This window comes from Streptomyces sichuanensis (genome assembly GCF_020328095.1).
Classification (GTDB): domain Bacteria; phylum Actinomycetota; class Actinomycetes; order Streptomycetales; family Streptomycetaceae; genus Streptomyces; species Streptomyces cinnamoneus.
Window position 1 is genome coordinate 47,450 of sequence record NZ_JAIXMK010000001.1, and the last position, 23,769, is coordinate 71,218.

Here is a 23,769-nt window from a genome sequence, read left to right on the forward strand (position 1 = left end):
GGGCCGCTTCGCGCCGGCCGCTCCCCGACGACGTCTTCTACTTGACGAACGTCTTCCAGTCCGGCGCCTGCGCCGGGTCCAGGGCCCGCAGCTTGGCCAGCACCTTCGGGTCCTGGGCGTCCAGCCAGTCGGCCACCTGCCGGAACGAGACGCAGCGCACCCCGTCGCGGCGGCAGACGCTCTTCATGACGTCCTCCATGGCCTTCATGTAGATGCCGCCGTTCCAGGTCTCGAAGTGATTGCCTATGAACAGCGGCGCCCGGCTGCCGTTGTAGACCCGCTCGAAACCGTTCAGGTAGCCCTCGCGCGTGAGCTTCTGCCACTCGGGGCGCTTGGCCGGGTCGCCGTTGGTGTTGTCACCGGACTGGTTGTAGAGAAAGTTGAAGTCCATGGAGAGCACCTGGCGGTCCGTATTGGGATACGGCAGCAGCTGCAGGGGGAAGTTCCAGACACCGTCGATCTTCGACGGCCACAGCTGGAAGTCGCCGGGCGAGCTGGCGTCGTAGCGCCAGCCGAACTCCTTCGCCGCGGGTATCAGCGTCTTCTGACCCTCCAGGCAGGGGGCCCGGCCGCCCACGAGCTCCTTCTTGTAGTCGAAGGGCAGCGGGTCGAGGCTCTTGAAGCCGGTGTTCGTCTTCCAGTTCTGGACGAAGGAGTAGGACTGCTCGATCTCCTTCTTCCACTCGTCCATGGTCCACTCGCCGCCCCCGCCCTTGCCGCAGAAGTGGCCGTTGAAGTGCGTGCCTATCTCGTTGCCCTCCCGCCACGCACCGCTCAGCTGCTCAAGGGTGTCCTTGATGTGCGCGTCGGAGGTGAAGTCGATGGCGGCCTCGCCCGCGTCGTGACGCGGGGGCAGGTACTTCTTCCGGTCCGACTTCGGCAGCAGGTAGATGCCCGTGAGGAAGTACGTCATCTGGGCGTTGTTCGCCTTGGCGACCTGGCGGAAGTGGGAGAAGAGCTTGTCGTCGTTCTCCAGCGCGCCGTCCCAGGAGAAGACGACGAACTGCGGGGGCTTCTCGCCCGGCTTCAGCTTCTCCGGCTTCGCCACGTTCGGCTGCGGGCCGGTGTACGACGTCGAGCCGTCACCGAGGACGTGGACCTTGCCGTCCCACTTCTCCTCCTCCGGCTTCTTGCCGTCGGCCCCGTCCGTCGCCGCGCCGCCCCGCGGCGCGGAGGACGCGGAGCCGGCCTCCTTGCGGCCCTCCCCGCCGGTCTCCCCGCGGGTCAGGCCCACCACGAGTGCCGCCGCCACGCACACGGAGCCCAGAGCCGTCGCGCCGTACAGCGACTTCGTCGCACGGTACACAGGCTTCTTCGACAACTTCGGACTCCCTGACGCCAGTACACATGTTCTGGGGCCAGTATCACAGGCGCGTGTGACAGTTCCGTAGCGAGGGATGATCTGCCACCACGGTGCACGAACCGGGCGCGATCTCGGTGAAGCCGGCGTCCCGCACCACCGGCAGGCCGCTCGTCGTCAGCTCCGCCCACCGCTGCGGCGCCGCCGTCCGCACGGACAGCGCGAAGCCGTCCTCGCGCCACGCCGTGCGCGCCTCCCCGTCCAGCGCCCACCAGGCCAGCTGCGCTCCGTGTCCGGCCTGCGCCATGGCCTTGCCCGCCGACATCTCCAGCTCCGGGTTCAGCCACAGCACCGGCCGGGCGGGATCCGGCGCCGCGGGCGGCTCGGGATCGTCCAGATCCGTGCCCGAGACCTGCAGCTTGACCAGCTCCTTGGGCCAGCCGTCCAGCGGCACGGGAGGGAAGACCCGCACCTCGGCGGCCGCCCCCGTCACCGTGATGCCCGGCAGCCCCGACGCCTTGCGCCACTCGCCGCCGCGCGCCCGCCGGACCACCTTGCGGATGCGGGCGTCCTGCCAGTCCCGCACGGCCTGCGTCCACGCACCGTCCTCCGCCGTCGCCCGCTCGTCGGACAGCAGCACGAGCACCGCGCGGGCCGCCGTCTCCAGGGCATCGGTACGGGCGGGCGGATCGGCCCGCTCCATGCGGACGACGAGCGGCAGGACGAACTGCGGGGCGCTGTCGCGGGGGTCCTCGGAGGCAGGAGAGCTGGTCACGCCCCCACGCTACCGTGGTGCCCATGAGACTGGTGGGGGTCGGGCGCCGCTATGGACTCGGTGGCCCGTGGGTGCTGCGCGACGTGGACCTCGACGTCCCGGCCGGCAGACTGCTGCGGATCGAAGGCGCCAACGGCAGCGGCAAATCCACGCTGCTGCGGCTGATCGCGGGCATCGACGTGCCTAGCGCGGGGCGGGTCACGGACCGGCCGCGCACCGCCTACGTCCCCGAACGCTTCCCGCCCGCACTGCCCTTCACGGCCGCCGGCTACCTCACGGCGATGGGCCGCGTCCACGGCCTGGGCCGCGCCGCCGCGGCACGGGCGGCCGGGGAATGGCTGGAGCGGTTCGGCGCCGGCCATCACGGCCGGACGCGCCTGGCGGAACTCTCCAAGGGCACCGGCCAGAAGGTCGCCGTCGCCCAGGGACTGCTCGCGGCGCCCGGCCTGCTCGTCCTCGACGAGGCGTGGACCGGCCTCGACCCGGCCTCCCGCACGGTACTCGACGGCGCCGTCGCCGACCGGGTCGCCGCCGGGGGCACGGTCGTCTTCGTCGACCACGACCCGCGCCGGCTGGCCGCGGCGGCGGACGCCGTCCACCGGGTGGAGGCGGGACGGCTGCGGCAGGTGGGAACGACGGCCACGGTGTGGTCCGGCCCCCGGGTGCGGATCGAGGCCGACGGCGCGCCCGGAGCCGCCCTGCCGCAGGGGCTGCCGGGCGACCCCGCGGCGGAGACCGTCGCCGGGCCCGGCGACGAGGGGCGCACCCTGCTCCGGCTCACCGTCGGCGCGGCACACTCCGACGCACTGCTGAGCGCCCTCCTCACCGCCCGTCCGCCGTGGCACATCCGCACCCTGATCACCGACCAGGGCACACCCGAGAACGCGACCACCGGGAAGGGACCCCACCGATGACCGCCCTGCTGCAGTACCAGGCCGTGCTGCTGCTCCGCTCGCACCGCTGGCTGCCGCCGCTCCTGCTCCACGTCGCCTTCGTGGCCGTCGGCGTCAGGCCGGGCGAGCCGGTCCTCGACTCCTTCGGCTGGGCGGCCGCCGGCCTGCTGCCCGTGACCGCCTGGCTGGTGCGGGTGTGCGTCACCAACGAGCCGCCCTCCGCCCGGGACTGCGCCGCTGCCGTCGCCGGACCGTGGCGGGTGCATCTGGCCGCGGTGCTGACCGGGCTGCTCGCCGCCGTCCTGCTGGGCGCCGCCACGACGGCGGTCGTCGCCGCGCTCGGCGACCCGCGCAGCGCCGACCACCGGGTCGGCGTCCCCCTGGGCCCGGCCGTCCTGGCCGGCCTGGTGACCTCGGTCGTCTGCGCCCTGCTCGGCACGGCCGTGGGCGCGCTGTGCAACCGCCCGTTGCTGCGCAGCACGGCGTGGGCGGTGCCCGGCACGGTGCTGGTGGCCTTCGCCGCGCTGCTGGCCGCGGGCTCCCCGGCGCGGGCGGCGGTCAGCGGGCTGGTGACGGGCTCGCACAGCGGGACGGCACAGGTGCCGTACGGGGCGCTCGTCCTGGCCGCCTGCTGCGCGGCGGGTGCGACGGCCGTGGCGTGCGCGGCGAGCGGGCGGCGCGGCTGAGTCCCCGTCAGCCTCCGTCCCGCACAGGCCCGCAGGGACACCACCGGCGTACCGGCCACCGCGTACCGAGCGCTCGGCGGGCCCTGCGCCGGTGGCGGAGAAAAACCGTTGGACCGCGCGGGGCGACGGCCCTACGGTGCGGGAGCCGTCCCTCCCCGAGGAGTTCCATGACAGAGCTGGTCGTCCGCGCACTCACCGAGCACGACACCGCCCTCTTCACGTCCCTGTCCGTCCCCGCCGTCGTCGGCCGCGCCGCCTTCGGCCACACGTACGTGCCCGTCCACGAGGGCGGCGAGTACCGTCCCGACTGGACGTGGGTCGCGCTGCGCGACGGCAGGGTCGTCGCCCGGGCCGCCTGGTGGGGCGCTCCGGACGACACCGAGCCCAAGGTCCTCGACTGGTTCGACTTCGCCGAGGGCGAGGCGGAGGCCGCGGCCCACCTGCTGCGGACTGCCCCGTTCCGGGCGGAGTTCAGCCTGCTGACGCCGCCCGGCTGGCGCGACCGGCCCGAGATACGGGCCACGGCCGAGGCCCGCATCGCGGCGGCCACGGCCGGCGGGCTGCGGCCGCTGGTCGAGCGCTACCGCTACGAATGGACGCCCGCCTGCGGCCTGCCCGCGCGGCCCGGCCGGCTGGAGTTCCGCCCGGAGCCCGCCGACGTCGTCGTACGAGACGTCGTACGCCGCACGATGCAGGGCACCCTGGACGAACACGACCGCCGGAACGTCGCCGAGCACGGCCTGGAGGCGGCCCTCGACGACGCCATGGGCTTCCTCGACTGGCTGCCCTCGCCCCGCGAGTGGTGGAAGCTCGCCCGCACGCCCGAGGGCGAGGTCGTCGGCATCCACGTGCCCGCCCGTAACCCCTCCGGGCCCTGCGTCGGCTACGTCGGCGTGGTGCCCGAGCACCGCGGCCGCGGCTATGCCTACGACCTGCTGGCCGAGTGCACCCACGACCTGGTGGCCGAGGGCGCCGAGCGGATCACCGCCGCGACCGACCAGGGCAACCACCCGATGGCGGCCACGTTCGCGAAGGCGGGCTACCCCATCACGCAGGAGCGCATCGACCTCGTGCCGTGAGCCCGTACCGCAGGCGGCCGCGGGGCGGCACCATGGACAGCACGGCACGTTCTCCGGGACCTTCGTCGGGAGTCGGGAGTTCCGGGAGTCGGGAGGAGCCGCTCGTGCTGTTCGAGGTTTGGGCACCGGAGGCCGCACGGGTCGCCCTGTGGGCGGACGGCCGTACGCACGCGATGGAACGCGATCCCGTCCGGGCCGGCTGGTGGCGTCGCGAGGCCCCCGCCGCGGACGGCACCCGCTACGGCTTCTCCCTCGACGGCGGGCCCGTCCTGCCCGACCCGCGCGCCCGTCGTCTGCCGGACGGCCCGGACGGGACCGGCGCCGTCGTCGACTTCTCCCGCCTCGCCCCGCGGCACGACTGGCCGGGCCGCCCGCTGCCGGGCGCGGTGCTCTACGAGCTGCACGTCGGCACGTTCACGCCCGAGGGCACCTTCGACGCGGCGGCCGGACGACTGCCCCACCTCGCCGCCCTGGGCATCACGCACGTGGAGCTGATGCCCGTCTGCCCGTTCCCGGGACGGCACGGCTGGGGATACGACGGGGTGGCGCCGTGGGCCGTGCACGAGCCCTACGGCGGACCGGCCGGGCTGATGCGCTTCGTGGACACGGCCCACGGCCTGGGCCTGGGCGTCGTCCTCGACGTCGTGCACAATCACCTGGGCCCGTCGGGCAACCACCTGCCCGCCTACGGGCCGTACTTCACCGACACCCACCACACGCCCTGGGGCGCGGCCGTCAACCTCGACGCCCCCGGATCGGCCGAGGTGCGGGCGTACCTGACGGGCAGTGCGCTGGCCTGGCTGCGCGACTACGGCCTCGACGGGCTGCGCCTGGACGCCGTGCACGCCCTGGTCGACACCGGGCCCAAGCACTTCCTCGCAGAGCTGTCGGCCGCCGTCGACGCCCTCGCCGCCCGGCTGGGACGGCCGCTCTTCCTCATCGCCGAGTCCGACCTGAACGACCCGGTCACCACGACCCCGCGCGAGGCGGGCGGCCTCGGCCTGCACGCCCAGTGGAACGACGACTTCCACCACGCCCTGCACACCCTGCTGACGGGCGAGTCCGGCGGCTACTACGCCGACTTCGCCGCCGACCCCGCGCACGCCCTCGCCAAGACGCTGCGCGGCGGCTTCTTCCACGACGGTGGCCACTCCTCGTTCCGCGGCCGCGCCCACGGGCACCCGCTCGACCCCCGCACCACCCCCGCGCACCGGCTCCTGGGCTACGCCCAGACCCACGACCAGGTCGGCAACCGCGCGCTCGGCGACCGCCTGTCGGCACGGCTCTCCCCGGGCCTGCTGGCCTGCGCCGCGACGCTCGTGCTGTGCGCGCCCTTCACCCCGATGCTCTTCATGGGCGAGGAGTGGGGCGCCCGCACCCCCTGGCAGTACTTCACCGACCACCCGGACCCCCGGCTGGCGGAGGCCGTACGCACCGGACGCCGCCGGGAGTTCGCCGCCCACGGCTGGCCGGCCGAGGAGATCCCCGACCCCCAGGACCCGGCCACCCACGACCGCTCCCGCCTCGACTGGAGCGAACCCGCGCGCGAGCCGCACGCCGCCCTGCTCGCCTGGCACCGCCGCCTGATCGCCCTGCGACACGCCGAGCCGGCCCTCGCCGGCCCGGAGTGGGTCCACGAGGACCTGACGGTCACGTCCGGGGGCGCGGTGTCCTTCCGGCGCGGCCCGCTCCTCGTCGCCGTCAACACCGGCGACCGGCCCGCGTCCCTCGCGGTGGGCCCGCCGGCCTGCGCGGAAGTGCTGGCCGCATGGCGGCCGGTCGACCTCCCCGGGCCGGACGGGGTCCTCACGCTCCCACCGGAGTCGGCCGCCGTCCTGCGGTGCGCCGGCCGGTTGCGGGCCCCCGCCGCCGGGGGGACGCTGGAAGGGGCGTGACCGCGCGGCCGCTCCTTCGCGAGCGCGGTTCCGAAGCGCCGGGGTGCGGCGCGCCCGCGCCGGGGACGTGAGAGCCATGCGCACACTTCTGCGGGCCCGGATGGACACCCGCGCAGGCAACGACGCCTACAGGAAGGGCTCGTTGGGGAAGGTCGTCGAGGGGCTGGTGGAGCAGCTCCACCCGGAGGCCGCCTACTTCACCGCACTCGACGGCGGGCGCTCCTGCCTCATGGTCTTCGACCTGGAGGACCCCTCGCAGATCCCCGTGATCTGCGAGCAGCTCTTCCTGGAGATGGAGGCCGAGGTGGAGCTGCACCCGGTGATGAACCTGGACGACCTGAAGAAGGGCCTCGGCGCCGCGAAGTAGCGCCGTGGCCTCGGTCGTGGCCTCAGGAGCCGGCCGCGTCCGCCTCCGGCTCCAGCCGCAGCGAGATCGAGTTGATGCAGTACCGCTGGTCCGTGGGGGTGGGGTAACCCTCGCCCTCGAAGACGTGGCCGAGGTGCGAGCCGCAGCGCGCGCAGCGCACCTCGGTGCGGACCATGCCGTGCGAGTGGTCGTCGACGAGCTCGACGGCCGAGCTGTCCTTGGGGTCGTAGAAGCTCGGCCAGCCGCAGTGGCTCGCGAACTTCTCGGTGGACCGGAACAGCTCCGCCCCGCAGGCCCGGCACGCGTAGACGCCGGCGGTCCTCGTGTCGGTGTACTCGCCGCGGAAGGCGGGCTCGGTGCCCGCCCGGCGGAGTACCTGGTACTCCGCCGGCGTCAGCTCCGCGCGCCACTGCTCGTCCGTCTTCTCGACCTCGTACGCCATGTCGCGCGTTCCTTCCGTTCCTGCCGGTGTCAGTTCTCCAGGCGGGCCAGGATCTTCGGACCGAGGTCCGTCACGTCGCCCGCCCCCATGGTCAGAACGAGATCGCCGGGGCGGGCCATTCCCGCGACGACCTCCGGGACGGCCGCCATGTCGTGCTCGGCGCGCACGTCCGCGCCGGCCTTGCCGGCCGCGTCGATGATCAGGGCACTGGTGATGCCGGGGATCGGGTCCTCACGGGCCGGGTAGATGTCCAGGACCACGGAGGCGTCGGCCAGGGCCAGGGACTGGCCCATCTCGGTGCCCAGCTCCTGGGTGCGGCTGAAGAGGTGCGGCTGGAAGACGACGAGGACGCGGGAGCCGGCGGCGGCGCCGCGGATGGCCTCCAGGTCGGCGGTCATCTCGGTGGGGTGGTGCGCGTAGGAGTCGATGACCTGCACGCCGTTCGCCTCGCCCTTGAGCTGCAGGCGGCGCTTGACGCCGGTGTACTTGCCGAGGGCGGAGGCGAGGTTGTGCGCCGGGATGCCGAGGGCGACGCCCGCGGCGAGCGCGGCGACGGCGTTGAGCGCGTAGTGGCGGCCGGGCACCGAGACGGCGAAGGTGAGCATCTTGCCGTTCAGCAGGACGGTGACCTCGCTGGCCAGGCCGCGCGGGGTGACCTTGAGGACGCGCACGTCGGCGTCCTCGGCCTCGCCGTAGGTGACGATCTCGATGTCGTGGCGTCCCGAGACGCGCGCGGTGAGCTCGCGGGCGCCGGCCTGGTCGGCGGAGACGACGAGCGTGCCGCCCGGGCGGATGCGGCCGACGAAGGTCTCGAAGGACTCGTAGATCTCGTCCATCGACGCGTAGTTGGCGTGGTGGTCCAGCTCCACGTTGAGGATGATCGCGACCTCGGGCGCGTACTTGTGGAAGCTGCGGTCGCTCTCGTCCGCCTCGGCCACGAAGATCTCGCCGCCGCCGTGCCGGGCGTTGGAGCCCGGGCCGTCGAGGTCGCCGCCGATGGCGTACGACGGGTCGAGGCCGAGGGCGTCGAGGGAGACCGCGAGCATGGACGTCGTGGTCGTCTTGCCGTGCGTGCCGGCGACCGCGATCGGGCGCAGGCCGTCCATCAGGCGGGCCAGCGCGTCCGAGCGGTGGACGACGGGGATGCCGCGCTCGGCGGCGGCGGCCAGCTCGGGGTTGTCGGCGCGGATGGCGCTGGAGACGACGACGCAGCTGGCGTCCTCGGCGAGGTGGCCGGCCGCGTGCCCGATGTGGACGGTGGCGCCGAGCTCGCGCAGGGCGCCCGCGGTCGCGGACTCCTTGGCGTCGCTGCCCGCGACGGCCGCGCCGCGCTGGGCGAGGATCTTCGCGATGCCCGACATGCCGGCGCCGCCGATGCCGATGAAGTGCGGTCGGTCCATCGTCGTGGGGACGGCCGGTGCCATGTGCGGTGCTCCCTGGGGTAGCGATCGGTGCTGTGGCATTTTCTAGGGGACTAGAAAATAGTCAGGCCGATTCTTGCACCCGCGTCGGCCGGCCCGTCACACCGCCCGGATCAGCCCCGCCGCGAGGCCCGCCGCGACGGCCGCCGTGCGGCTGTCCACGCCGAGTTTGCCGTAGATGTGCACGAGGTGGGTCTTGACCGTGGCCTCGCTGATGAAGAGGCGCCGGGAGATCTGCCGGTTGGCCAGGCCCTCGGCCACCAGTCCCAGGATCTCGGTCTCGCGGGGCGACAGGGCGGGCCGCCCGCCGGAGCGCACCCGGCCCAGGAGGCGGGCGGCCACCGGCGGGGCCAGGACCGTCTCGCCGCGCGCGGCGGCGTGGACGGCGGCTGCGACCTCCTCGGGCGGGGCGTCCTTGAGGAGGTAGCCGGTGGCGCCGGCCTCGACGGCGGCCAGGATGTCGGCGTCGGTGCTGTAGGTGGTGAGGATGAGCACGGCCGGTGCCCCGGGCCGGGCGGTGATGCGCCGGGTCGCTTCGACGCCGTGCATGCCGTCGCCCATCTGCAGGTCCATGAGGACGACGTCCGGCCGGACCCCGGCGTCGAGCAGCCGCAGCGCCTCGCCGCCGTCGGCGGCCTCGCCGGCCGCCTCCACGTCGGGCAGCTCGTCGACCATGGCGCGCAGCCCGCGCCGGACGACGGGATGGTCGTCGACCAGCAGGACACGGATGACGCCGTCCGCGGGCGGGCTCCCGCCGGGCCTCGTGCTCATGCGGCCGTCCCCGGGCCCCCGGCCGCAGGGACCGCCGGGCTCGCTCGCCGGACGCCGGGGCCGGACGCCGGGGCGACCCGGCCGCCACCGCGCACACCGGCTCGCGCCGGGCCCGCGGCCTGTCCCCGGTCGTCGGCCTGCGCCGGGACTGCGCCTCGGCCTGCGCCCCCGGCCCCTCCCGGACCCTCGGCCCCCAGCGGGACCGCCACGGCGACGGCCGTGCCCTCGCCGGGTGCGGACTCGACCGTGAGGGTGCCGCCGAGTTCGGCGATGCGTTCGCGCATGCCGTGCAGGCCGAACGTGCGGCGCCCGTCGGCGGGGCCCTCGCCCGGGATGAAGCCGACGCCGTCGTCGTACACGTCCAGCGTGACCTGACCGTCGAGGTAGGCCAGGGTCACGGCGGTGTGCTCGGCCCGTGCGTGCCGGGCGACGTTGGCGAGGGCCTCCTGGGTCAGGCGCAGCAGGGCGACCTCGCATTCCACGGGCAACGGGCAGGGCTCGCCGTCGAGCCGGAAGACGGCCCCCGGAAGTGTCCGGGCGGTGACCCGGCGTAGTGCCTCCGGCAGCGGCGCCTCCGCCAGGGCGGGCGGGACGAGGGCGTGGACGAACCGCCGCGCCTCGGCCAGGTTGTCCGAAGCGGTGCGGCCGATCTCGCGCACCCGCTCCGGCACCGTCGCCGGCGCGGCGGTCTCGGCGGCCCGGGCCAGCAGCACGATGCTGGACAGGCCCTGGGCGAGGGTGTCGTGGATCTCCCGGGCCAGCCGCTGCCGCTCCGCGAGGCGGCCCGCCTCGCGCTGGGCGGCGGCGAGCTCGTCCCGGGTGCGCACCAGGTCGTCGATGAGCCGCTGGCGTCGGCGGCTCTCCTGGGACAGCGCGGCGTAGCCGTACCCGGTCAGGAGCGCCGCCGCGGCCCCGGCCGCCGGCCCGATCACCTTGGCGACGGTGAGCCCGCCGGGTGCGGCCGCCTGCGCGGCCACGACCGCCGCGGTGGCGGCGGCGACGGCGGCGTGCGCCCAGCGCACGGGCAGGGCGCGCAGGAAGTGGAAGAACAGCGGGAAGGCGAGGTAGCTGAAGCCGTGGTCCAGCGCCAGCAGGAGGAGCCAGAGCGCGGTCACGGCGGCCAGGGAGACGCCGGGCCGCCGGCCGCGCCGGACGAGCCCGGCCCCGTAGACGACGGCGAGCGCGCAGGCGGGCGGCAGCACGGCCGGGGAGCCGTCGCCGAGGAGCGCGGGGCCGAGGGCGACGAGCAGCAGGGCGAAGAACGCGCCGTGCAGCGCGAGCCGCACCAGCCGCAGCGAGGGCACGTCGAAGCCGGCCCGCACGTCGGCGAGCGAGGCTCCCGGCCGCAGCGGACCGTGCGCAGGGGCGCCCGCCGGGGTGGCGGCGGGGGACGGTCGGCTCATCCGTCGAGCCTACGGGCCCCCGGGCGCGCCCCTCGCCGCCGTGGCCATCAACCGTTCGATGGATTTCCGGGTGCACCGCAGGGACGAGCCCGCAACCGTTCCTCGCCCCGATGGCGGGCGGGCCCGCGCGGGAGACCGTGGAGGGGTCGTTGCCCGAGCCCCGGAAGGGTTCCCCGTGTTCGTCGCGCTCCGTGACATCCGCTTCGCCCGGGGGCGGTTCGCCCTCATGGGCACCGTCGTCGCGCTCCTCACCCTGCTGGTGGTCTTCCTCCACGGCCTGACCGCCGGCCTGGCCCGGGAGGCGACGTCGGCCGTCGCCGGGCTGCCGGCGGACCGGATCGTCTTCGGGGCCGCGGCCGGGGGCGAGCCGAGGGTGTCCTTCTCCCAGAGCGCCGTCGACGAGCGGCAGGCCGACGCGTGGCGCCGGGCACCGGGGGTGCGGTCCGCCCGGCCGCTGGGCGTGGCGATGACGCGCCTCGCGGCCGGCGACCACGCCCTCCCCGTGAGTGTCCTCGGCGCCTCCGCGGAACTGCTGCCCGTGCCCCGGACGGGCAGCGTGCCCGGGGACGGCCAGGCCGCCGTCGGACAGCGCACGGCCCGCGAGAACGGGCTGCGCCCCGGCGACCGGATCACCCTGGGCAACCGCGAGCTCACCGTCTCCGGCATCACCGCCGACCGCAGCCACGCCCACGCCCCCGCCGTGTGGACGACGCTCGCCACCTGGCGCGAGGTGACCCGCCAGCCGCAGCCGACCGTGCTCGCCGTGACCGGCGGCGGCAGCCCGCCGGGCGCCGCCGCGCGCACGACGAGGGCCGTGGGCCTCGGCGCGGCGCTGGACGGCATCGACGGCTACGCCGCGGAGCACGGCACCCTCCGGCTCGTCCAGGGCTTCCTGGTCGTGGTGGGCGCCCTGGTGGTCGGGGCCTTCTTCGTCGTGTGGACGGTGCAGCGGCGCCCCGACGCGGCGGTGCTCAGGGCGGTGGGGGCGAGCAGCGCCTACCTGCTGCGCGACGCCCTCGGGCAGGCCGCCCTCGTGCTGGCCGCCGGGACCGCCGCGGGCGCCGCGGCCGGCGTGCTGGCCGGGGTGCCCGCCGCGACGGCGGTGCCCTTCGAACTGAGCGCGGCCGCGGTGGCCGCACCGGTGGGGGCGATGGTGCTGCTGGGACTGGCCGGCTCCGCCCTCGCCGTACGCCGCATCACCTCCGTCGACCCGCTGACCGCACTGGGAGCCTCCCGATGACCACCGCACCCTCCCCGGCCACCCCGCCCGCACTGTCGCTGGAGGACGTCACCCTCACCTATCCGGACGGCGGCCGGCGGCTCACCGCCCTGGACGGGGTGTCCCTGTCCGTGGCCGCGGGCGAGCTCGTGGCCGTCGTCGGCCCGTCCGGGTCCGGCAAGTCGACCCTGCTGGCGGTGGCCGCGACGCTGCTGAGCCCGGACGCGGGGCGCGTGGTCGTGGCCGGACGGGACACCTCGGGAACGACCGTGAAGGAACGCACGGCGCTGCGCCGCGATCGGATTGGCATCGTCTTCCAGCAGCCGAACCTGCTGCCGTCGCTGACGGCCGAGGAACAGCTGATGGCGGTGGCGCACCTGCGGGGCGGCCGGCGGGGGCGCTTCCGCACGCCGTTCGGGCCGTGGGCGCGGGCCGCGCGGGCGGACGCCGCCGGGCTGCTGGAGTCGGTCGGGCTGGACGCCGCGCAGCGGGGCCGCCGCCCCCACCGGCTCTCGGGCGGCGAGCGGCAGCGCGTGAACATCGCCCGGGCGCTGTCCGGCGGCCCGTCGGTGCTCCTGGTGGACGAGCCGACGTCGGCCCTGGACCACGAGCGCGGCGAGCGGGTCGTGGAGCTGCTGGCAGAGGTCACCCGGCGGCACCGGACGGCGACGGTGCTGGTCACGCACGACCGGACGCTGCTCGGCCGGGCGGACCGGGTGCTGGAGATGCGCGACGGCCGGCTGGGCGCCGGCCCGGCTCACTCCTCCTCGTCCGGCGTCTCCTCCACGTCGTTGTGGGCGTAGAGCTTCAGGACGGGCACGCCGACCTTGTGGCGGGCGCGCGAGGCCCAGTCGCGGTGGAAGAACTCCTCGACCAGGTGCGGGGCGGTCAGCACGATCACCTCGTCGGCGCGGGTCTGCTCGACGACGGAGCGCAGCAGGTCCAGCGGGTGCTTGTCGATGATCTGGCCGACGGCCTCGCAGCCCGCCGAGCGCAGGCTCTGCAGGGAGTGCTCCAGCGCGAGGGCGGCGGGCCGCAGGGCCGCCTCGCCCTCGGGCTCGTCGGCCTCGTGGACGGCCTGCTCCAGCTCACCGAGGGCCACGTCGTCGATGGCGCGCAGCAGCCGGTCCTCGTCGCCGCGGGGCCGCATGAGGACCACGAAGGACAGGTCGTCGTCGTGCAGGGTCGTGACGAAATCGACGTCCGCGGCGGACAGCGGCTGCTCGATCATCAATACGCTCGTGAACACGTGAGGGCCCTTCTCCTACGTGGCCCAGCCGGGCCCAACAGAAACCATCCTGCGCGTGCTCCCCGTGAGCCCGCCTGTTTTGATCCTGTGCCCGCGGGGGAGCGTCTGACTCAATTCTGCCCACCGGAAGCAAACCGGAACGGCAAATTCCGCCGATTGTCAGATCCTTCGGTAGCGGGTGAAGAGGAACCCGCCGTCCTCCAGCACGGAGCCGAGGGCGAAGCGTTCCGGCACCGCCAGCGGCGGGCCCGCCATGATGCGCGGCGCCGTGCCCGTGGCCACCACCGGAGCCAGCGACAGGCACATCTCGTCCAGCACCCGGGCCGAGGCGAACTGTCCCAGCAGCCGGGGCCCGCCCTCGGTGAGCAGGCGGGTGAGCCCGCGCTCGGCCAGCACCTGCGGCACCCGCGCGGGCTCCACGCCCGGCCCCTCGCCCGCCACGATCACCTCGGCGCCCGCGGCCCGGGCCGCGGCCACCCGCTCCGCCGGCGCGTCCGCACCCGTCAGCACGACGGTGGGTACGAGCGGCGAGACGAAGAGGGGGAGGGAGAAGTCCAGGTCGAGGCCGGCGCTCACCACCGCTATGACGGGCGCGGGCCCCTGGCCCAGCGCCGCCCGCCGCGCCGCGAACGCCTCGCGCGCCCGCGCGGGCCGGTACCCCTCCTGCCGCACGGTCTCGGCGCCCACCACCACCGCGTCGGCGAGCCCCCGCAGGGTGCCGAAGATCCGCATGTCGGCGGCGGACGACAGCGGCTGCGAGCGTCCCTCGTGGTGGGCGGCGCCGTCCAGCGAGGAGACCATGTTGGCCCGCAGCCACGCGCCGCCGGCGGGCACGTCGGCGGGGTAGGCGTAGAGGTCGGCGAGCTCGTCCAGCCCCCATTCGCGGTCGTCGAGGTCGGAGGGGCCCAGCGGGGAGGGGAACAGGCGTCGCATAGGCCGCAGTGTGACACGGGTCGCCCCGCGCGCGGCCTTCTCCTCCCCTTCCCGGGGCTACGCTGGACAGCTGTGTCGTCCTCCACCGCATCCCCCGCAAGCGCAGCAGGCCCCGCCGCCGACCGTCCCGCAGCCGGTCGTGACCTGGCCGGGCAGCCCGTCGCGCTGACCTCCCGCGCCCCGCACGTCCCGGCCGACCGTCTGGTCGCCGAGATGGTGCCGCCGCCGCGGTTCGGCTCGGTGCGGTTCGACAACTACATACCCGACCCGAACCAGCCCAGCCAGGCCGAGGCCGTCACCGTCCTCAGCGGCTTCGCCGCGGGGCTCGGCGGCGCCGCGGAGAGCGGCGGTCGCAAGCGCTGGTTCCGCCGCGAGGCGAAGCCCGCGGCCCCCGCCGGCCCCCGCGGTGTGTACCTCGACGGCGGCTACGGCGTCGGCAAGACCCACCTGCTGGCCTCCCTCTGGCACGCCACCGCCGCGGCGCCCGAGCAGAAGGCGTTCGGCACGTTCGTGGAGCTGACCAACCTCGTCGGCGCCCTCGGCTTCCAGCAGACCGTGCAGACCCTCAGCGGCCACAGGCTCCTGTGCATCGACGAGTTCGAACTCGACGACCCGGGCGACACCGTGCTCGTCTCCACGCTCCTGGGCAAGCTCGTCGACGCGGGCGTCGCCCTCGCCGCCACGTCCAACACCCTGCCCGGCAAGCTCGGCGAGGGCCGCTTCGCCGCCGCCGACTTCCTGCGCGAGATCCAGGGCCTGTCCGCGCACTTCCGCCCGCTGCGCATCGACGGCGAGGACTACCGCCACCGCGGCCTGCCGCAGGCGCCCGCCCCCCACGACGACGACACCGTCAAGCGCGTGGCCCACGCCACGGACGGCGCCTCCTACGACGCCTTCCCCGACCTCCTCGACCACCTCTCGAAGGTCCACCCCAGCCGCTACGGCGCCATGTGCGACGGGATCCGCGCGGTCTGCCTGACCGGCGTCGAGCCGGTGCCGGACCAGTCGACGGCCCTGCGCCTGGTGGTGCTCGCCGACCGGCTCTACGACCGCGAGGTGCCGGTGCTGGCGTCGGGACGCCCGTTCGACGAGCTGTTCAGCGAGGACATGCTGAACGGCGGCTACCGCAAGAAGTACTTCCGGGCCATCTCCCGCCTCACCGCGCTGGCGCGCGACGCGAAGTCCCTGACCGAGGCGTAGGGGGCGATTCCCCCACCCCACCCCGCCCCTTCCCGGAACCGGGGGCAGGCCCCCGGGCCCCCGACCGCGCTTCGCGCGGTGTCCTCAAGCGCCGGACGGGCTGACATCCAGCGCGTCCGGGGGCACCTCCCAGCGGTAGCCGGGGGAGACCGAGGACCGGGGCCGGGGCGGAGCCCCGGTTTCGGGAAGGGGCGGGGCCGGGGGAAGAATCGGCCCATGCCCCGACCCCCGCGCGCCGCGCTCGCCGTGGCGGCCCTCCTCTGCTGCACCCTGACCGCCTGCGGCGGCAATGGAACGGCCGAGCCCAACCGCACCGCCCCGGTGAGCCCCAAGGCATCCGCCCCGGCCGCCGCCACCCCCTCCGCAATCTCCGTAACCTCCGCCCCCACCCTGCCGCCCGGCCCCGGCGGCGCCGCCCCCCTCTTCTCGCACGGCCGGCGCGACGGCGGCAAGAAGGTCGCCCTCACCTTCGACGCCGACATGACGTCCGATCAGGGCCCCCGCGCCGCACGGGGCGAGCACTTCGACAACCCCGCGCTGATCGAGACCCTGCGCCGGCTGAAGGTCCCCGCCACCGTCTTCATGACCGGAAGATGGGCTGAGCAGTACCCGGACCAGGCCAGATCCATCGGCACGGACCCCCTCTTCGAACTCGCCAACCACTCCTACAGCCACCACGCCTTCGCCACGCCCTGCTACAAGCTGCCGGCCGTCCCGCGCGGCGAGGCCAGGGCCGAGGTGGAGCGCGCGTTCACGGCCTTCCGGCGCGCCGGGGCCGAGCGGATCGTGCCCTACTTCCGCTTCCCCGGCGGCTGCCACGACGACGCGGTGCTGCGGGAGATCGGCCCGGCGAAGGTGACGGCCGTGCAGTGGGACGTCGTCAGCGGCGACGCGTTCGCCCAGCAGGCGGCCCCCGTCGCGGCGCAGGTGATCTCGCAGGTCAAGCCCGGTTCGGTCGTCGTGATGCACTGCACGCGCAGCGCGGCGCCGACGACGGAGGAGGCGGTCCGGCGGATCGTCCCGGAGCTGCGGGCCAAGGGCTACGCGTTCGTCCGCGTCTCCGACCTGGTCGGCGCGGCCGCGCGCGGGTCCGGTGGCTGAATGGCGGGAGGTCCTCACCCTGCCTACGGTGGAAGTATGGCGAAGCGGCGAACGCGGTCGCCGCTCACGGAGTCAGGTGGGGAACATGCGCGCTGACAAGCTGGGTTCCGCCGCACGGCGTGCACTGCTGACCGCCGATGCCGTCGGCGAGGCGGCCGGCCCGGCTCCTCTCAGGGTGCTCATCCGGATGAAGGAGGAGCCCAGCGAAGAGCAGCGCCAGCAGATCGCCGATGCTGGCGCGCGGGTGCTTGTGGTCGCGGGCGACGTGGTGGGCGCGAATCTCGCACCCGGCGATCTCGGACGCCTCACCGAGCTGGACTGTGTCGACTACGTCGAACTGTCCGAGCCACTCCACCCCGAGACGGGCATCCGGACACAGGACAAGTGACCGCTCGTCCTCCACCGTGAAGGCCGGCGGTCCCGCCAGAGAGAAGACCGCTCATGCTCGACTCACGGTTGAAATTCCTGACGTCCCGGGCCGAGGAAGGCCCGGCGGAGCTGGTGGGCCTGGAGTCCACCGGCCGTTTCGCGCTCACGGTCGAAGGCGTGGAGGTACCGCGTGTGCGCGTCCTCTTGCGGCTCGCCGACGGGCACGGTAACGACGACCTGGGCAAGTTCCATGACGCCGGATTGACGGTGCTCACCCGGGCCGGGGACGTCGTCGGCGGCGAGATAGAACTCGACCGGCTCGCGGAGCTCGACAACCTGGAGGCCGTCGACTACGTCGAGGCGTCCCGCCCCACCCTGCCCGAGCTGGACGCCTCCCTGCCGGAGGCCAGAGTCGACACGGTGCACGCCGGACCGCCGCCGTTCCGTGGGGCCGGAGTGATCGTGGGGGTGATCGACAGCGGCGTCGACTGGCGGCATGGCTGCTTCCGGGACCCGACCGGGAAAACCCGCATTCTTCGTATCTGGGACCAGAACCTCACTCCGCAAGTCGGCGAGTCCTCACCGGCGTCGTTCGGTTTCGGCGTCGAGTACCAGCGTTCCGAGGTCGACTCCGCGCTGCTCTCCCCGAACCCGCTGAGCGTCGTGCGGCACATGGACGACGAAGTGGGCCACGGCACCCATGTGGCGGGCATTGCCGCCGGTGACGGATCGTCGGCCGGTAACGGCGAGCCCGCGTTCACCTTCGTGGGCGTCGCACCCGAGGCCGAGCTGGTCGTCGTGGCCAACCAGGTGACAACCGCGGCCATGGGTGATTCTCTGAGCACGCTCGCGGCAGTCGACTATGTCTTCCGGGTCGCCGCGACTCTCGGGCGGCCCGCGGTCATCAACATCAGCCAGGGCGACAACCTGGGCCCGCACGACGGTTCCAGCCCGCTCGAACGCGGAATCGACAATCTGCTCAACGCCCCCGGACGCGCGCTGGTGAAGTCTGCGGGCAACGCGGCGAACGCCGGCGTCCACGCGACGGGCAAGGTGGCGGAAGGAGGCAGCGATGTCGTGCAGTTCGTGGTGCCCCCAAACGACAGCACGCCCGACACGCTGGACATCTGGTACTCCAGCGCTGACCGCTTCGACCTGCGTATCACTCCCCCCGGTGGCACGGCGAGCGCGGACGTCGCACCTGGCACCACCACCGATTTGGATCTCCCCGGAGGCAATAAGGCATTCGTCGACTCGATCGTCCACAGCCCCCAGAACGGTGACAACCAGATCTCCGTGCAGCTGACCCGGGGCAGCCAGACCGCGATCCGGCCCGGGACCTGGAGCCTGACGCTCACCGCCCGGACCGTGGGCGAGGAGGGCCGCTGGCACGGCTGGGTGGAGAGGGGCCAGGCCGTTCCCCAGTTCATCGGCCCGCACCGCGACGACGCGGTCACCATCTCCGTACCGGGCACCAGCAAGAAGGTCATCACTGCGGCGTCCTACATCACCAAGGGCGCGGGGGTGGGCAGCCTCTCCACCTTCTCCAGCCGGGGCCCGACCCGCGACGGCCGTGCCGCGCCGACGCTCGCCGCGCCCGGCCAGGCCATCACTTCGGCACTCGTGGGGGCCGCGGGGACGACCCAGTACCAGCCCATGTCCGGTACGAGCATGGCCGCGCCGCACCTGACCGGGATGTGCGCACTCATGCTGCAGAAGCGGCCCACACTGACCCAGGCCCAGCTGGCTGGCCACCTGACGGGCACCGCACGACTGGACACGTTCACCGGCGGAATGGCCGGCAACGACTGGGGAGCGGGCAAGGCGGACGGCGCGGCCGCGGTCACGGCCGCATAGCGTCACGCGGTCGTCCATGGGGTATGCCGCCTCATGGACGGCCCACCGCCTCCCGCACCAGCAGCGCCACGGGCCCCTCGCGCAGCAGCTCGGCCAGGGCCACCCGCCCCTGCCACTCCCCGTCCCCCAGCAGGTCCCGCCACACGTGGTCACCGGGCAGCTCCAGCACCGTTCCGCGCCAGCCGTCCGCTTGCGCCAGCCGCCCCGCCAGCCGGGTCGCCACGGCGACCACCTCGCCGCCGCGGGCGAAAGCCACGACGTGCCCGGCGCGCGCCCCGGCCGCGTACAGCGGTACGTACGAAGCCCCCTCCCCGAACCACTCCGGATGCTCGCGCCGCAGCCACAGCGCCGCCCGCGTCAGCCGCAGCTTCTCGCAGGAGAGGCCGTCGTACGTCGCCTCCCTGGCCCCCGGGAGGACCCGGCGGTTGTCCGGGTCGACGAGTGCCCGGTAGACCCTCTCCGTACCCATGTACACATCCGGCACCCCCGGCATCGTCAAATGCAGCAGCGTCGCCCCGAGCGTGTTGGCCCGTATCGCCTCCCCCGTCTCCTCCGCGAACGCGGCCAGCGCCTCCGAGCCCACCGCCGCGCAGGGGCCGGTGGTGATGAACGCCTCCACCGCCGCCTCGTACGCCGCATCCGGCTCCGTCCATGTCGTGAGCAGCGCCGCCTCCCGCGCGGCCTTGAGGACGGCGGGTACGAGCCGCCCGGCGTCCGGGGCGCCGAGCCCGACGGCGTTCTGCCAGGCCACCCACGCCACGTGCGGATCGGGTCCGGGGACCTCGGCCCACAGCCGGTCCATCAGCTCCGCCCACCGCCCGGGGTACTCGCTCAGCGCCGCGATCCGCGCCCGGGCGTCGGCGCTGCGCTTGGTGTCATGGGTGGAGAGCACGGTGCCGCCGGCGGGCCAGCGGCGCTGCCGGCGGGCGCAGCGGGCGTGGAAGTCGGCCGGGGACAGCGCCGGCCGGTCCGGGACGGCGCCGACCTCGGTGGCCGAGAGCAGCGGCGCGTAGCGGTAGAAGGCGGTGTCCTCCACCGACTTGGCGCGCAGCGCGGATGCGGTCTGGGCGAAGCGGGCGCAGAAGTCCCGATGGTCCGGGCCGTCCCCGAGCCGCCCGAGGGCCGCGTCCCGGACGAGCTCGACGGCTTCGGCCTCCTCGGGGACGGCGAAGGCGGTGCGGGCGCCCTGGGCGGCCTCGTCCAGCAGCGCCGCGTCCGAGGGGGCGACGGGGCGGCCGGGCGCGGCGTAGGGGCGGTAGACCGGCAGCCGGACGAGGATCTCGCACAGGGCGGTGCGCAGGGCCCAGGGGGCGTGGTCGCGCAGCGGGTGGGCGGCCTCGCACAGCCGGGCGGCGGTGCGTACCAGCCGCCCGACCTCCGTGGCCAGTTCGTGGGTGACCACCCGGTAGGCGGCTCGGCGCAGGGTCGCGGGCCAGTCGCCGCCCCGGTCGGCCGGTGCACCGGTGAAGGCGCGGTAGGCGGCGGTGAGCGCGGCGGCCCCGTCGGGGTCGGTGAAGAGGCCGTCGAGGTCGCGCAGGGCGTCGTAGCCGGTGGTGCCGGCGACGGGCCAGCCGGCGGGCAGCCGCTCGTCCCCGCTGAGGATCTTCTCGACGACCGTCCAGCGGCCGCCGGTGGCCTCGTGCAGCCGGCGCAGGTAGCCGGGCGGGTCCGCGAGGCCGTCGGGGTGGTCGACGCGCAGCCCGTCGACGACGTCCTCGTGCAGCAGCTGCAGCACCTTGCCGTGGGTGGCGGCGAAGACCTCGGGGTCCTCGACGCGCACGGCGATGAGCTCGGCGATGGTGAAGAAGCGCCGGTAGTTCAGCTCGGTGCGGGCGAGCCGCCACCAGGCGGGGCGGTACCACTGGGCGTCCAGCAGCTCGGGCAGCGGCAGCCGTTCGGTGCCCGGACGGACGGGCAGGACGTGGTCGCCGTAGTGCAGCACGGTTCCGCCGCCGGGGCCGTCGCCCGTGCGGAAGCGCGACAGCTCGGTGCCGAGCCGGCCGGCGAGCACCGGCAGCAGGACCTTGCCGCCGTGCTCGGACCAGTCGATGTCGAACCAGCGGGCACAGGGGGAGGCCGGGCCGTCGCGCAGCACCTGCCACAGCGGCCCGTTGAGGTGCTCGGGCGCGGGCACGGCCATGTGGTTGGGCACGATGTCGAGGACGAGGCCCAGGCCGTGGGCGCGGGCGGTGCGGGAGAGCGCCCGCAGGCCCTCCTCGCCGCCCAGCTCGGCGCGCACGGCCGTGTGGTCGACGACGTCGTAGCCGTGGGTGGAGCCGGGCACGGCCTCCAGCACGGGGGAGAGGTGCAGGTGGGAGACGCCGAGGGAGGCGAGGTGCGGCACGGCCCGCTCGGCCGCCGCGAAGGGGAAGGCGGGCTGGAGCTGGAGCCGGTAGGTGGCGGTCGGCGGGGAGCAGATGTCGCGCTTCACGGGAACATGCGTACCCACACAACGCGCCCGGATGCCGCACCCCGCTCCGTCCCGGCCGCGCTATGCGGGCCGCTGGAGGACCGTCAGGCTGCGGTCGGCGAGCGTCATCCGCTCCCCGGCCGCCACCTTCGGGCCGCCGGGAGCGGCGCCCTCGGGGCGGGCGGTGTCGACGATCACCTGCCACTGCCTGCCGTGGTTCATGGGCACGACGAAGTCGAGCGGCCGGTCGTGGGCGTTGAACATCAGCAGGAAGGAGTCGTCGACGATCGGCTCGCCGCGCGGCCCCGGCTCGGAGATGGCCCCGCCGTTGAGGAAGACGGTCAGCGAACGGGCGTGGGCCGCCTGCCAGTCGCTCTGCTGCATCTCCTCCCCTTCCGGGGTGAACCAGGCGATGTCGGACAGGTCGTCGTGGGTGCCCTGCACCGGGCGGCCGTGGAAGAAGCGGCGGCGCCGGAAGACGGGGTGGTCGCGGCGGAGCCAGACCAGCGAGCGGGTGAAGCGCAGCATCCGCTGCGCCCGCTCCGAGGACTCCTCGCCCGGGCACGGCCAGTGCACCCAGGACAGCTCGCTGTCCTGGCAGTAGGCGTTGTTGTTGCCGTGCTGGGTGCGGGCGAATTCGTCGCCGTGGCTGAGCATCGGCACGCCCTGCGACACCAGCAGGGTGGCCATGAAGTTGCGCATCTGCCGCTCGCGCAGCTCCAGCACGTCCGGGTCGTCGCTCTCGCCCTCGGCCCCGCAGTTCCACGAGCGGTTGTGGCCCTCGCCGTCCTGGTTGTTCTCGCCGTTGGCCTCGTTGTGCTTGTCGTTGTACGCGACCAGGTCGTGCAGGGTGAAGCCGTCGTGACAGGTGACGAAGTTGACGGACGCCAGCGGGCGCCTGCCGTCGCCCTGGTAGAGGTCGGACGAGCCGGTCAGGCGCGAGCCGAACTCGGCCAGGGTGGCCGGTTCGCCGCGCCAGAGGTCCCGCACCGTATCGCGGAATTTCCCGTTCCACTCGGTCCACAGCGGAGGGAAATTGCCGACCTGGTAGCCGCCCTCGCCCACGTCCCACGGCTCGGCGATCAGCTTCACCTGGCTGACCACCGGATCCTGCTGCACCAGGTCGAAGAAGGACGACAGCCGGTCCACCTCGTGGAACTGCCGGGCCAGCGTCGCCGCCAGATCGAAGCGGAAGCCGTCCACCCGCATCTCGCCCACCCAGTAGCGCAGCGAGTCCATGATGAGCTGCAGCACGTGCGGGCTACGCATCAACAGGGAATTGCCGGTGCCGGTGGTGTCCATGTAGTAGCGCGGATCGTCCGTCAGCCGGTAGTACGAGGCGTTGTCCAGCCCCCGGAAGGAGAGCGTGGGCCCCAGGTGATTGCCCTCGGCCGTGTGGTTGTACACCACATCGAGGATCACCTCGATGCCCGCCGCGTGCAGTGCCCGCACCGCCGACTTGAACTCCAGCACCTGCTGCCCCCGGTCGCCCCACGAGGCGTAGGCGTTGTGCGGGGCGAAGAAGCCGATGGTGTTGTACCCCCAGTAGTTGGCCAGCCCCGCGTCCACCAGCCGGTGGTCGTTGACGAACTGATGCACCGGCATCAGCTCGATCGCGGTGACCCCCAGCTCCGTGAGGTGCTCGATGACCGCCGGGTGCGCGAGCGCGGCGTACGTGCCGCGCACCTCCTCCGGCAGCGCCGGGTGCAGCATCGTCAGGCCCTTGACGTGGGCCTCGTAGATGACCGTGCGGTGGTAGTCCGTGCGCGGCGGCCGGTCGTCGCCCCAGTCGAAGTACGGATTGACCACCACCGAAGTCATCATGTGCGGGGCGGAGTCCATGTCATTGCGCTTCTCCGGCCGCCCGAAGCGGTAGCCGTAGACGGCCTCCCCCCAGTCGACCGCCCCGCTCACCGCCTTCGCGTAGGGGTCGAGCAGCAATTTGGCCGAGTTGCAGCGCTGCCCCCGGGCCGGCTCGTACGGGCCGTGCGCCCGGAAGCCGTACCGCTGGCCCGGCATGATGCCGGGGAGGTAGGCGTGGCGCACGAACGCGTCGCTCTCGCGCAGCTCCACCGCCGTCTCCGAACCGTCGTCGTGCAACAGGCACAACTCGATCCGCTCGGCGGCCTCGGAGAAGACCGCGAAATTGGTCCCGGCGCCGTCGTACGTGGCGCCGAGGGGATACGCCTGACCCGGCCAGACCTGCATGACCGCCAGTGTTCCACCCCGGGCGGCCCTTTCCGCAGATCTTCCCCAAAACCCCAGCGGGAAGCCGCCACCGGGCCGCCCGGGCTCCGCCAAGCGGGTGATCACCACTCTTCCGGCTATGAATCAGCTCACTCCCGCCGCCCGGGCCGTCGGACAACGGCCACGTGAACGCCGCGAGTTGTCCGGAAGGG

At 74.2% G+C, this 23,769-nt stretch carries 21 protein-coding genes; 11 read left to right on the top strand and 10 right to left on the bottom strand.

What is annotated here, in order from left to right; all coding sequences use genetic code 11:
- Positions 1 to 37: 37 nt before the first annotated feature.
- Positions 38 to 1,321 carry a polysaccharide deacetylase family protein gene (locus LE181_RS00180; protein ID WP_225658791.1) on the bottom strand — a complete coding sequence of 428 codons (1,284 nt, stop codon included), beginning with the start codon at positions 1,319 to 1,321 and terminating at the stop codon, positions 38 to 40.
- Between the two features lie 43 nt (positions 1,322 to 1,364).
- The gene (locus LE181_RS00185) at positions 1,365 to 2,075 is read right to left on the bottom strand and encodes an aminoacyl-tRNA hydrolase (RefSeq protein ID WP_225658792.1); all 711 of its coding nucleotides are present in this window, start codon (positions 2,073 to 2,075) and stop codon (positions 1,365 to 1,367) included.
- 23 nt (positions 2,076 to 2,098) lie between these two features.
- On the opposite strand from LE181_RS00185, the gene LE181_RS00190 reads away from it, so the two are divergent.
- From LE181_RS00190 to LE181_RS00210, 5 genes are all read left to right on the top strand, one after another.
- Complete coding sequence (locus LE181_RS00190; protein ID WP_225658793.1) at positions 2,099 to 2,989, top strand: ATP-binding cassette domain-containing protein; 891 nt, start codon at positions 2,099 to 2,101, stop codon at positions 2,987 to 2,989.
- Positions 2,986 to 3,654 (top strand): ABC transporter, encoded by a 669-nt coding sequence (locus tag LE181_RS00195; protein ID WP_225658794.1) that lies wholly within the window; start codon positions 2,986 to 2,988, stop codon positions 3,652 to 3,654. The genes LE181_RS00190 and LE181_RS00195 overlap by 4 nt, the downstream gene beginning before the upstream one ends.
- 167 nt (positions 3,655 to 3,821) lie before the next feature.
- A complete protein-coding gene (locus tag LE181_RS00200) occupies positions 3,822 to 4,733 on the top strand; it encodes a GNAT family N-acetyltransferase (protein WP_225658795.1) in 912 nt (303 codons plus the stop codon).
- A gap of 104 nt (positions 4,734 to 4,837) precedes the next feature.
- Complete coding sequence (gene treZ / locus LE181_RS00205; protein ID WP_225658796.1) at positions 4,838 to 6,628, top strand: malto-oligosyltrehalose trehalohydrolase; 1,791 nt, start codon at positions 4,838 to 4,840, stop codon at positions 6,626 to 6,628.
- A gap of 100 nt (positions 6,629 to 6,728) precedes the next feature.
- Positions 6,729 to 6,995, top strand: coding sequence for a hypothetical protein (locus tag LE181_RS00210; protein ID WP_225658797.1), 267 nt, complete (start codon positions 6,729 to 6,731; stop codon positions 6,993 to 6,995).
- A 22-nt stretch (positions 6,996 to 7,017) separates the two neighbouring features.
- On the opposite strand, the gene msrB is transcribed toward LE181_RS00210, so the two are convergent.
- From msrB to LE181_RS00230, 4 genes are all read right to left on the bottom strand, one after another.
- Positions 7,018 to 7,437, bottom strand: a complete 420-nt coding sequence (gene msrB, locus LE181_RS00215) for a peptide-methionine (R)-S-oxide reductase MsrB (RefSeq protein WP_225658798.1) — start codon at positions 7,435 to 7,437, stop codon at positions 7,018 to 7,020.
- A 29-nt stretch (positions 7,438 to 7,466) separates the two neighbouring features.
- Positions 7,467 to 8,861 (bottom strand): UDP-N-acetylmuramate--L-alanine ligase, encoded by a 1,395-nt coding sequence (gene murC / locus LE181_RS00220; RefSeq protein ID WP_225658799.1) that lies wholly within the window; start codon positions 8,859 to 8,861, stop codon positions 7,467 to 7,469.
- Between the two features lie 96 nt (positions 8,862 to 8,957).
- Positions 8,958 to 9,629 carry a response regulator gene (locus LE181_RS00225; RefSeq protein WP_225658800.1) on the bottom strand — a complete coding sequence of 224 codons (672 nt, stop codon included), beginning with the start codon at positions 9,627 to 9,629 and terminating at the stop codon, positions 8,958 to 8,960.
- Complete coding sequence (locus tag LE181_RS00230) at positions 9,626 to 11,032, bottom strand: sensor histidine kinase (RefSeq protein ID WP_225658801.1); 1,407 nt, start codon at positions 11,030 to 11,032, stop codon at positions 9,626 to 9,628. The genes LE181_RS00225 and LE181_RS00230 overlap by 4 nt, the downstream gene beginning before the upstream one ends.
- A 175-nt stretch (positions 11,033 to 11,207) precedes the next feature.
- On the opposite strand from LE181_RS00230, the gene LE181_RS00235 reads away from it, so the two are divergent.
- Positions 11,208 to 12,272: an ABC transporter permease gene (locus LE181_RS00235; RefSeq protein ID WP_225658802.1), complete on the top strand. Its 1,065-nt coding sequence runs from the start codon at positions 11,208 to 11,210 to the stop codon at positions 12,270 to 12,272.
- Positions 12,269 to 13,054 (top strand): ABC transporter ATP-binding protein, encoded by a 786-nt coding sequence (locus tag LE181_RS00240; protein ID WP_225658803.1) that lies wholly within the window; start codon positions 12,269 to 12,271, stop codon positions 13,052 to 13,054. The genes LE181_RS00235 and LE181_RS00240 overlap by 4 nt, the downstream gene beginning before the upstream one ends.
- Here the strand turns inward: LE181_RS00240 and LE181_RS00245 are convergent.
- Together LE181_RS00245 and LE181_RS00250 are read right to left on the bottom strand one after the other, a co-directional pair.
- Positions 13,009 to 13,500: an indole-3-glycerol phosphate synthase gene (locus tag LE181_RS00245; RefSeq protein ID WP_225658804.1), complete on the bottom strand. Its 492-nt coding sequence runs from the start codon at positions 13,498 to 13,500 to the stop codon at positions 13,009 to 13,011. The genes LE181_RS00240 and LE181_RS00245 overlap by 46 nt on opposite strands.
- A gap of 159 nt (positions 13,501 to 13,659) precedes the next feature.
- The gene (locus tag LE181_RS00250) at positions 13,660 to 14,433 is read right to left on the bottom strand and encodes a pyrimidine reductase family protein (protein WP_225658805.1); all 774 of its coding nucleotides are present in this window, start codon (positions 14,431 to 14,433) and stop codon (positions 13,660 to 13,662) included.
- Positions 14,434 to 14,577: 144 nt separating this feature from the next.
- On the opposite strand from LE181_RS00250, the gene zapE reads away from it, so the two are divergent.
- The 4 genes from zapE (at position 14,578) to LE181_RS00270 (ending at position 18,960) form a co-directional block, all read left to right on the top strand.
- Positions 14,578 to 15,633 (top strand): cell division protein ZapE, encoded by a 1,056-nt coding sequence (gene zapE / locus LE181_RS00255; protein WP_225658966.1) that lies wholly within the window; start codon positions 14,578 to 14,580, stop codon positions 15,631 to 15,633.
- A 216-nt stretch (positions 15,634 to 15,849) separates the two neighbouring features.
- Entirely contained in the window at positions 15,850 to 16,734 is an 885-nt protein-coding gene (locus LE181_RS00260) for a polysaccharide deacetylase family protein (protein WP_225658806.1), read from the top strand.
- 85 nt (positions 16,735 to 16,819) lie between these two features.
- On the top strand, positions 16,820 to 17,122 hold the full coding sequence (locus LE181_RS00265; RefSeq protein ID WP_225658807.1) for a hypothetical protein: 303 nt from the start codon (positions 16,820 to 16,822) through the stop codon (positions 17,120 to 17,122).
- Positions 17,123 to 17,175: 53 nt separating this feature from the next.
- Positions 17,176 to 18,960 carry a S8 family peptidase gene (locus LE181_RS00270; protein WP_225658808.1) on the top strand — a complete coding sequence of 595 codons (1,785 nt, stop codon included), beginning with the start codon at positions 17,176 to 17,178 and terminating at the stop codon, positions 18,958 to 18,960.
- 31 nt (positions 18,961 to 18,991) lie between these two features.
- Here the strand turns inward: LE181_RS00270 and treY are convergent, their stop codons facing one another.
- Both treY and glgX read right to left on the bottom strand, forming a co-directional pair.
- Positions 18,992 to 21,391: a malto-oligosyltrehalose synthase gene (gene treY / locus LE181_RS00275; RefSeq protein ID WP_225658809.1), complete on the bottom strand. Its 2,400-nt coding sequence runs from the start codon at positions 21,389 to 21,391 to the stop codon at positions 18,992 to 18,994.
- Between the two features lie 60 nt (positions 21,392 to 21,451).
- Positions 21,452 to 23,578 carry a glycogen debranching protein GlgX gene (gene glgX / locus LE181_RS00280; RefSeq protein WP_225658810.1) on the bottom strand — a complete coding sequence of 709 codons (2,127 nt, stop codon included), beginning with the start codon at positions 23,576 to 23,578 and terminating at the stop codon, positions 21,452 to 21,454.
- Positions 23,579 to 23,769: the final 191 nt, after the last annotated feature.